Origin of the sequence: Paenibacillus ginsengihumi DSM 21568, from assembly GCF_000380965.1 — a bacterium.
Classification (GTDB): Bacteria; Bacillota; Bacilli; order Paenibacillales; family NBRC-103111; genus Paenibacillus_G; species Paenibacillus_G ginsengihumi.
In genome coordinates this window covers 1-9,668 of the sequence record NZ_KB905651.1, presented here as the reverse complement: position 1 = coordinate 9,668, position 9,668 = coordinate 1, and the positions used below count along the sequence as shown (strand labels likewise).

4 protein-coding genes, 1 pseudogene, 1 riboswitch and 2 other annotated features are annotated in these 9,668 nt (G+C 57.7%); all 5 genes and pseudogenes read left to right on the top strand.

Annotated elements, in window-relative coordinates; genetic code table 11:
- Positions 1-529 precede the first annotated feature (529 nt).
- Complete coding sequence (locus tag F591_RS0126005) at positions 530-955, top strand: SMI1/KNR4 family protein (RefSeq protein ID WP_019537498.1); 426 nt, start codon at positions 530-532, stop codon at positions 953-955.
- Positions 956-1,672: 717 nt separating this feature from the next.
- The gene (gene ant(6), locus F591_RS0125995) at positions 1,673-2,527 is read left to right on the top strand and encodes an aminoglycoside 6-adenylyltransferase (RefSeq protein ID WP_026326919.1); all 855 of its coding nucleotides are present in this window, start codon (positions 1,673-1,675) and stop codon (positions 2,525-2,527) included.
- A gap of 133 nt (positions 2,528-2,660) precedes the next feature.
- A riboswitch (purine riboswitch) is annotated at positions 2,661-2,762 on the top strand.
- Positions 2,763-2,868: 106 nt separating this feature from the next.
- Entirely contained in the window at positions 2,869-4,260 is a 1,392-nt protein-coding gene (locus F591_RS0125990) for an NCS2 family permease (protein WP_019537495.1), read from the top strand.
- Between the two features lie 124 nt (positions 4,261-4,384).
- Positions 4,385-4,646 (top strand) — a binding site (T-box leader).
- Positions 4,647-4,712: 66 nt separating this feature from the next.
- Positions 4,713-5,020 (top strand) — a binding site (T-box leader).
- Between the two features lie 162 nt (positions 5,021-5,182).
- A complete protein-coding gene (locus F591_RS0125980; RefSeq protein ID WP_051109268.1) occupies positions 5,183-6,754 on the top strand; it encodes a 2-isopropylmalate synthase in 1,572 nt (523 codons plus the stop codon).
- A 495-nt stretch (positions 6,755-7,249) separates the two neighbouring features.
- A pseudogene (locus F591_RS0125975) lies at positions 7,250-9,668 on the top strand (hypothetical protein); the annotation flags it as partial.

Genomic DNA, 9,668 nt, shown 5'->3' with positions numbered 1-9,668 from the left:
GTCGAATGTGACCGGTCTCAACTTCTTCATGATCTGCTTGATTCGGCGACGCTCCGCAAGAATTTCAATTCGGCGTTCGCGGCGTGATTTTCGTTCTGGCGCATGGTTCGTTGCTTGTGGTACCATGTTGCTAGGGACACTTCCTCTCGTTGGTTATTCGTGGTGGTTTAACCTTTGACAAGAGGCTTGCAGTGTCCTGTTTATTTTGCAAAAAAATTGGCAACTTTTTATGACGAAAATGCCTTGTCACAACGTGAATCTCTCAGATTTTGGCTAGGCTACATTCCGAATTCATGTTAAAAGTTAAGTCTTAAACCGACAAACCAATCATCTGATAACTTTCAAAGGCTTAAAAACTGGATGAAAAAAAGTAAAAAAGACAGTATAAAGGGGCTGGCGAAAGTTTCGTGTAAACTTGGTTTACAATCCAAATAACAAGCTCGTACAATCAGACTGTGTTAGCCCGTCAGCCTTTTTGGTTAAAAATCCAGTCAATCTAACGCAGAAAATAGTGATTTGGAGGAATACCATGAAAGAACAAATATTAAATATGATCGAAGAGTATAGTGAAGAAAAGGACTTTTTCGGAAAAGTATCAGATGAGGATATTCGCAATGCTGAAGAAATACTTGGCTTAAGATTTCCTCAAAGTTATCGAGACTTTATAAAAAATTATGGCTCAGGTGGAATCTGTGGGGTGGAGGTTTTAGGCGTTCAAGGGAATCTTGGGGCGTCGGTCGTAAAGGCAACTGAAAGATGGAGAAAATTGGGGTTGGATTTAAAGCTAATTGTAATTGAGGATTCAGGAGAATTCGTTCGCTGCATGTTCTCTGCTGATATTAATGATGATAGGGTATTTAGTTGGGAGAGGGGCGGGAAAGAACCCTCTGTTCGTTATGATACATTTGATGACTATTTACTTGATATGTTTCAAGAAGGAATTGATAACTTATAGTAATTACTAAATGGTTCCGCACCGCACACCGTTCATTAAGCGGGCGAGAAACAACGAAGCTAAGCAAATTCGGCTTTTCATGCTCGCTTGAAGATTAATTTCTGGGGTTACGGAGTAATTTTTCTTGCCAGGACCAGTTATTATCATTAGTCAAGGTTTCTTTTTTGTTTAGCGATCTGGACTTGATCGTCGTCTATGCTCCTGAGTATCGGGAAGAAATCATGAACCAACGAATGACGATCGTGAGCGGCATGGGCTCCGTTTTGGCGGCGTTTACAGGCGAGCATGTCGGTGAGCCGCGGCTTGTGATCTGCTTGTACGAAGCTGCGGTTCCGCTTCATGTCGATTTTAAGTTCGTTATGCCTAAGGAACTGGAGAAGAGGATTGAGGACCCGATCATTCTATGGGAGCGGGGCGCGGTAATCAGCGCTAATCTTCAGAGGACGCCTTCCGCCTATCCGCATCCCGATCCTCAATGGATCGAAGATCGGTTTTGGGTATGGGTTCACTATGCCGCAGCCAAGCTGGGGAGAGGCGAACTGCTTGAGGTGATCGATGTGCTGGGCAGTCTGCGTCATGCCGTGCTCGGTCTGCTGCTGTTGGCCGGGAACGGGCGGCTGCCGAACGGAACGCGGAGACTCGAACAATATGCGGCCGAAGCGATTCCGGAGTTGAAGGAGGCTGTAGCGACGCATGATGTTAAGAGCTGCTGCCGCAATGAGAAGCGAGCAGGAAATGATGGAGCTGTTGATCGATTGCGCCAAGAAGGACGAGCGAATTCGGGTCGTCACGCTGGAAGGGTCCCGGACGAACCCAAATATCCCGAAGGATCGATTCCAGGATTTCGATATTTCCTATTTCGTAACGGATATGGATTCGTTCAAGGAAAACGACCGGTGGCTGGACATATTCGGACGCCGGGCCATGCTGCAGAAGCCGGAGGATATGGAGCTGTTTCCGCCCGAGCTCGGCAACTGGTTTTCGTATATCATTCTGTTTGAGGACGGCAACAAATTGGATTTGACGCTGATCCCGTTGAACGAAATCGACGAGTATTTCGCAAGCAGCGACGGCCTGGTCGAAGTGCTGCTCGACAAAGATCGCCGGGTGCAGCATGAGGTGGTCGCGAATGATCGCAATTATTGGATCATCGAGCCGACGGCGAGGCAGTTCGACGACTGCTGCAACGAGTTTTGGATGGCTTCGACGTACGTCGTCAAAGGCTTGGCCAGAAAGGAAATCCTCTTTGCGATCGATCTGCTGCATGAAGTCGTCCGCCCCAATCTGCTAAGAATGATGGCTTGGCACATCGGCTGGGAGCGGGGCTATACATTTAGCCTGGGGAAAAATTACAAGTTTATCGATCGCTATCTTCCGCCGGAAAGCTGGGAAGCTTTGCTGTCTACGTATTCCGGGAACAGCTATGATCACATGTGGAAATCGCTATTCACCTGCCATGCGCTGTTCCGTCAATACTCGAAAGCGGTGGCGGCGAACCTGGGCTATCGTTATCCGGACTACGATGATGCGATCTCCCGGTATACGGATACGGTTTACCGTTCCTTGAGCTGAAGCGGGTCGCCCCAATAAATTCCTTTTTACCCTTCCGCAAGGATACGAACGAACCTGATTAAACATTGCCCGATTGTTCGGAAAGATCATTGACAATATGCGTCACGAATCATAGAATAGGGGATGAAAAAGAATAATACAGGAATGACAGTTTCGTATAATCCCGGGAATACGGCTCGGGAGTCTCTACGAGATCACCGTAAATGATCTGGCTACGAACAAGAAGCGGTCGGCGTGCCGGACAAGCGTGCCGAATTTCCGTTTTTTGTCGAGCCCGGGGGAATGCTTCTCTGGGTTCTTTGCCGTTGTTCCTAAACAACCTTTCGGGAGGGTTTGCAGGAATGGATCGTTTGTTCAAGCTGAAGGAGAACGGCACGAACGTGCGCACGGAGATTATGGCCGGCATCACGACCTTCATGACGATGGCGTACATCTTGGCCGTAAATCCGAACATTCTCAGCGCGTTCGGCAGCGGAGCGACAGGGATGGACTGGATGTCCGTATTTCTGGCTACCGCCATTGCTGGCGGTGTGATGAGCATCATGATGGGCCTGTTCGTCAACTTCCCGGTCGCGCTGGCGCCGGGCATGGGGCTGAACGCCTATTTCGCTACGGTCGTTCTGTCGTCGCAAGGCCAGTTCACGTATCAGATGGCGCTCACAGCGGTGTTTATTTCGGGGATTATTTTCATTATCCTGACGGTGACGAGAGTGCGGCAGATGCTGCTGGTTGCCGTTCCGGACAGCCTCAAGCACGCCATTACGGTCGGGATCGGGCTGTTCATTACCATTATCGGACTGAAAAACAGCGGCCTGATGACGATTGCCGTCGAGGCCTCCAACGATATCGCCAAGGGCAAATATACGGACCTGTTGTCTTTCGAGTCGGTGATTCATATCGGCAGCATGCACGACAAGAACGTCATTCTCGCCGTAATCGGACTTCTCCTGATCTCCGCGCTGATGGTGATGCGGGTTCGCGGGGCGATTTTGTTTGGCATTTTGCTTACGACGGTTGTCGGCGCCTTCATGGGCATGGTCAACTTCGGTTCTTTGACCGACCCGCAGACGACATGGGTTCCGGATCTGGGCAAGCTGAATTTTGCCGCGTTTGATTTTGCCGGTATCCTGAATGCGGGCATCATTACCGTGATCGCCACCTTTACGTTCGTCGAGCTGTTCGATACGTTCGGCACGCTGGTCGGCACGGCCAACCGCGCTGGCATGATGAAGAACAAGGAAGAAGGCAACCGCCGCGTAGGCAGGGCGATGTTCGTCGACGCGATCGGCGTCAGCGGCGGCGCGCTCGTCGGGACAAGCACGGTAACGGCTTATGTCGAAAGTTCGGCAGGCATCGCCGAAGGCGGCCGCACCGGTCTGACGGCGGTAACGACCGGCGTCTGCTTCCTGCTGGCGCTCTTCCTGGCCCCGATCGCCGCGCTCATTCCCGGCTCGGCAACGGCTGCCGCGCTGATCGTCGTCGGCGTGCTGATGATGCAGTCGGTGCGCGAGATCGACTTCAGCGATCTGGTGCACGCCATTCCGGCATTTTTGACGATCACGTTCATGCCGTTCACTTACAACATCGCTAACGGGATTTCGTTCGGCATCGTGTCGTACGTCATATTGGCGACGGTCGCCAACATGAGCGGCAAAGGCGAGCACAAGGTGCACTGGCTCATGTGGATTTTGGCTCTGCTGATCGTGGCAAGGTACATTTTCCTCGTTGAATAGTGCCCGTTTGCTTAAACGCTAGTTTTTAGCATTCCGGTAGGAACGGCGAGACTTTTGGCGAAATTCAACAAAAACAGGTATTGACTTTCGTTTTCCGGCATACTATAATTGCAAACAACATCAAGGAAACGCCATGAACGGGAGCAGTAGCCTTCGAGCCTGTACAGAGAGCTGCGGGACGGTGCAACGCAGTCAGGGGTCGCGGTGAATCTCGCCCGGGAGCGGCAAGGCTGAATCGGTCGATGACGCGCTGCGCATCGTTGTCCGTATAGGCTTTGACGGGTTGCCTCCGTGATCAGGCGCTGAGCGGGCTTGGCCGACTTCCCAATATCGGCAAGCCAATGAGAGTGGTACCGCGGTAGGTCGACCGGCCTGTCGTCTCTTTGTAGGAGGCGGCAGGCCTTTTTGCATATATGCACATTATTGTTGGAAAGGCAATAAGCTTGAATCAGATGAACGCCATGAACGGGAGCAGTAAGGCATATCGGTTGCTCAGAGAGCTGCGGGGCGGTGCGACGCAGCCAGCCGGATGCCTGAACTCGCCCGGGAGCGGCAGAGCTGAATCGGAAAGCGCGGGCAGGTTCATGAGCGGCTTAAAGCGCGCAAAGCCGAGGCATGAGCCGGCAGGCTCCGAAGGTAAGCTTTGACGGCAACCACCGATATCGGGTTATGAGGCGGATCGGCCAGCGCAGTCCAGCAGGAGGAAGCGGCCGGTCAACAAGAGTGGTACCGCGGCAGAAAACGACCTGTCGTCTCTTGGATATCGATCCAGGGGGCGGCAGGTTTTTTTGTTGGGCGCATGCGGTGTGTCGTTGCAGGGCAGAGCTGGCCGTTTTGTGACGGGAGCTCTCTCGAGTTGATGGATGCAAGCAAGGAAGAATCCCACTATTCGGAAGGATGATGAGCAATGAACGCAAAACCGATGCGGAGAGTGTATATTTTTGATACGACCTTGAGAGACGGGGAGCAGGCCCCTGGCGCTTCGCTCACCCCGGAGCAAAAAATCGTCATTGCCCGCCGCCTGGCGAATCTGGGCGTCGATACGATCGAGCCGGGCTTTCCTATCTCGAGCCCGGGCGATTTTGCCGCGGTCCAGCAAATATCCCGCGAAATCCGCAATGTGGAAATATGCGGCTTCGCCCGGGCGGTGAAGGCGGATATCGACGCGGCGGTACGGGCGACGGAGGATGCCGAGCGGCGGCGCATTCATATGTTCCTGTCCTCCTCGAGCATCCATATCGACTTCCAGCTGCGCAAATCCCGCGAGCAGGTCATTGCCATTGCCCGCGAAATGGTCGCTTATGCGAAGCAGTTTGTCGATCGGATCGAGTTCTCCCCGATGGATGCGACGCGGACGGGAGATGAATTTTTGTACGAGATGATCGAAGCGGTCATTCAGGAAGGGGCAACGATTATCAACATCCCCGACACGGTCGGCTATGCGCTGCCGGACGAGTACGGCGCCATGTTCAGCCGGGTGATGCAGAACGTCCGCGGCAGCGACAAGGTGGAGTTCAGCGCCCATTGCCACAACGACTTGGGGATGGCGGTGGCCAATAGCCTGGCGGCGATCCGCGCCGGCGTCACGCATGTGGAGGTTACGGTCAACGGTGTCGGGGAACGGGCCGGCAACTGTTCGCTGGAGGAGCTGGCGATGGCGATCGAGACGCGCAAGGAGACGCTGGGCGTGGAAACGGGCATCCGGCCTGAGCATATCTACAAGACGTCGCAAGCGGTCAGCCGGGCGATGAGCTTCCCGATCGCCTTCAACAAGCCGATCGTCGGACGCAACGCATTTCAGCACGAGGCCGGCATTCACCAGGACGGCCTGCTCAAAAACCGCAGCACTTACGAAATTATGGATCCGGAGAAGCTGGGCATTCCCCGCAGCATGATTATTCTCGGCAAGCACTCCGGCCGCCACGCGATCAAGCATCGGGTCGGACAATTTGGAGTTCAATTGAACGAAGCGCAGCTGGAGCAGTTGTATACGTCCTTCAAGGAGCTCGCCGATCGGCAAAAGGTGGTCTACGACCAGCAGCTGCTGGAGTTGGTCGGCCAGGCGACGGAGCGGGTCATGGAGCCGTACACGCTTGTCTCGACGCAGCTTGTCACCGGCACGGCGGGGCATCGGATGGCTTCCTGCACTGTGCGGGATAACGCGAGCGGCCATGAAGCGGTCTATACGGGCACCGGGGAAGGGCCGATCGAGGCGCTTGTTGCCGGGATCAAGCAGGCGCTGCCGTTCGAGGCGGAATTCGCTGACCTGGAGCTGTACTCGTTGTCGGGCGGCGAACAGGCGAACGGCGAAGCGACGGTGACGATTCGCGTGCAGGGCGCAAGCTTCCGCGGCTCGGCTGTGCATCGCGATATCGTCGTTGCCGCGGCGCAGGCGTTCATGGCGGCGTGCAATGAGGCGGCTCGTGCGAAAGGTTATCAGGAACGTACGGAACAATCGATTCGGGATGGCGCGGTCGAAATCACGATTCCTTAATTGGTAAAGACAGCGCGAATAGCGCTCTTCAAGGGGAAGAAGGGCAGATAGAGGGTGTGGATAATTGTTATCCACACCCTTTGTGCATATTGTGGACAACGCGAAAAAGTCTTGGCGGGCGGGCATGCGGCAATCGCAGTTATTCCTGCGGCGGGTGGATAACTTTTTCACAGGATGGCTGTGGATAATGTGGACAAGTTTGTGGATTTAAATAAAAAGCCTTATTTTTCTGGCGTAACCGACATGTTTTTCTGGGGATAAGCATGTGGATAGATGAAGGTAAAGCGGTGGATGTTTTCAACGTCCGGATAAGGAGGCGAAAATTGGGCAAAGTACGAAATGATTGCGAATATGCCGAAAAAGGTTGAATTTTCAGGCTTTTTTTGAATAGGGTGGCCTGGGCGAACGAGCGGTGGAGACGAGTTGTCCACAAGGACAGAGCGGAGGAAGGCGGCGATGCATCGCTGTGGATATCTTATTTCACGACATTGTCGTATGATGGCGAAATTGCGGGCCGTTGTCAGCGGGCTGGCGATTTTGGCGCTCGCATGCGGTTGGTGGGCGCCGCAGGCAGCCGCAGCGAAGGCGGTGGACTGGGACAAGCGCGATCCCCTCGCTGGACAGCGGCTGCTGCCTGGCTCGCACCGGCAGGAGCTTGCAGCTTCCGGCCTGGAGTCGGAGGCAGAGGAAGGCAAGCGGCGAAGCGGCGGGCGGAAGCGGGTTATCGTGCTGTCGGTGCCCGGCTTCTCGTTCGCCGAATTGGAGCCGGAATGGCTGGCGGCGATGCCGCGGCTAAGCCAGATGCTGCCGGATGCGGCCTGGGGGGCGATGAATGTGCGCATTCCCGGAGGCTCAGGCATCGACCGCGTGTACGCCACATGGGGAGCGGGGCAATATGCCGAGGCGGCCGGGGCGATGGGCTGGGACCGGCTGACGCGGGACTTGCGGCGGGCGGAAGCAGAGCGCAAGCTGCGGCGCTATGTCGGCGGGGAGGGCGATGGCGAGCCCGCTGCGATCGTCATCCCGGGCATTGCCCGCATGCGGGCGGCGAATGCGGCAAGTCCGTATTTGCCCGTTCCCGGCCTGCTGGGGGATACACTGAGGCGACACGGTATCCTAATCGGCGTATGGGGCAATCTGGACGCGGGACAATGCCGCGCGTTGGCCAGGGGAGCGGCTGCGCCGTCCTGCCGCCGATATGCGGCTTTAATGGCGATGCGCGGCGACGGGACTGTTGCGGCCGGCTCCGTGGAAGCAGGGACCCAGGAGGAAAACGACGCTTGGCCGATGGGCGTCAGAACGAGTCTGGCCGGTTTTTTGGAGCGGCTTGAGGGGAAGAAGCGGGTGAGCGCAGCTCCGGCGATGCAGGCGAATACGGAAGACGAGCCGCGGGCGGGAAGGAGAGAACGGCCGCAAAAGGTAACGGGCCGAAGCAGCGAATCGGAGGCGGGTGTCCAGAAGGATGCGAGTATCCTGAAGGATAAGCCAAAGCTGCTGCCAGCGGGGGGACAGCTGGACAGGAGAAGCCAGGCGCAGGCCGCAACGCGGTTGAACGAAGAGGGCGAAGCGAAGCCGGGGACGGATGACGAAGCCGCGCTCGCGGCGGAAGCGCCGCCCGGGGCAGAAGCTGCTCTTTCGGCGGAGGCGGCCGCGGAAACGGGCGAGCCCATGCTGTGGATTGTGGAAATCGGGGATTTGCAGCGCTTGTATGAGGAACGGTCGCTGTATGCGCCGGAACGGTTCCGCGAAGCGAAGCGCGAGACGCTGGCCAGGCTGGACGAATGGATCGGGGAGCTTGGCCAGTCCGAGCAGGCCGTGCTGTGGCTCGTCAGTCCGAAGGCGCATCCGGAGGCGCTGCAGCGCAAGCTGCAGCTGACGCCTGTCATGCGCTGGGATCGTGAGGCTGCCAGCGGCGGACTGCTCGCCTCCGCCACGACGCGCCGCCCCGGCTTCGTAGCCAGCGTCGATCTGGCTCCGACGCTGCTTGCGGAATACGGACTGGCGGCACCGGACGGCATGTCCGGACTCAGAATGGCGGTGGCTCCCGCTGCGAAGGGAGACGAGGCATTCGCCGTTTTGCTTAGGGAGGTCGAGCGAAGCGCCATGACATATGCGCTGCGCCCGCCGCTCTTGATCGGCCTGGCGATATACGAGATCATCGTCATGCTGGCTGGGCTCATCTGGTGTCTTCTGCGGTCAGGCAGCATATGGACGGGGAAGAGCGCAGCTTACGGCCGGACGTTCGCCGCCAGCGGGAAGCTGCGCGTTCGGGGCGAGCTTGCTTTGAGAGGGGCGCTGTTTGCGGTGCTGCTCGTGCCCGCGGCGCTGCTCGGGATGGGCTGGCTAGCGGCAAGCACGCCGCCGCTCTTGCTCGCCGCCGGTCTCGCTCCGGCCGCGCTGGGAGCGGCGCTGCTGGCCCGCTATACGGCCGCGCCCCGCCGGCTGATGCCTGCGCTGGCCGGCATCGGCCTCGGCAGCGCGCTGCTGATCGCCGCCGATGCGCTGGCGGGCGCGCCGGGGATGAAGCATTCCGTGCTCGGCTACGACCCGATGATCGGCGCGCGCTATTACGGCATCGGCAACGAGTTCATGGGCGTGCTGATCGGCTCGGCCGCGCTCGGTTTAACGGCACTCGGCCAAGCGTGGCTGGAGCGCCGGCAGGCCAGCGCGGAAGCGGCCGAAGCGGCCGGGGGCGCAACCGCTGCGAAGGCGGCGCGCACGCTCCGCCGCCTGGCGCTGGCGGCCGGGGCCGCGCTCGCCGCCGCGCTGGCGTCGTCCGCCGTCGGCGCCAACGCGGGCGGCGCTTTGGCCGCCGCCGCGGCCTTCGCCGCGCTCGGCGCGCGGCTTGCCGCCGGCCCCGGCGAGGCGGCGCCCAGGCCGGGGCGGCTCGCGCTGGCGCTGGCCGTGCCGCTGG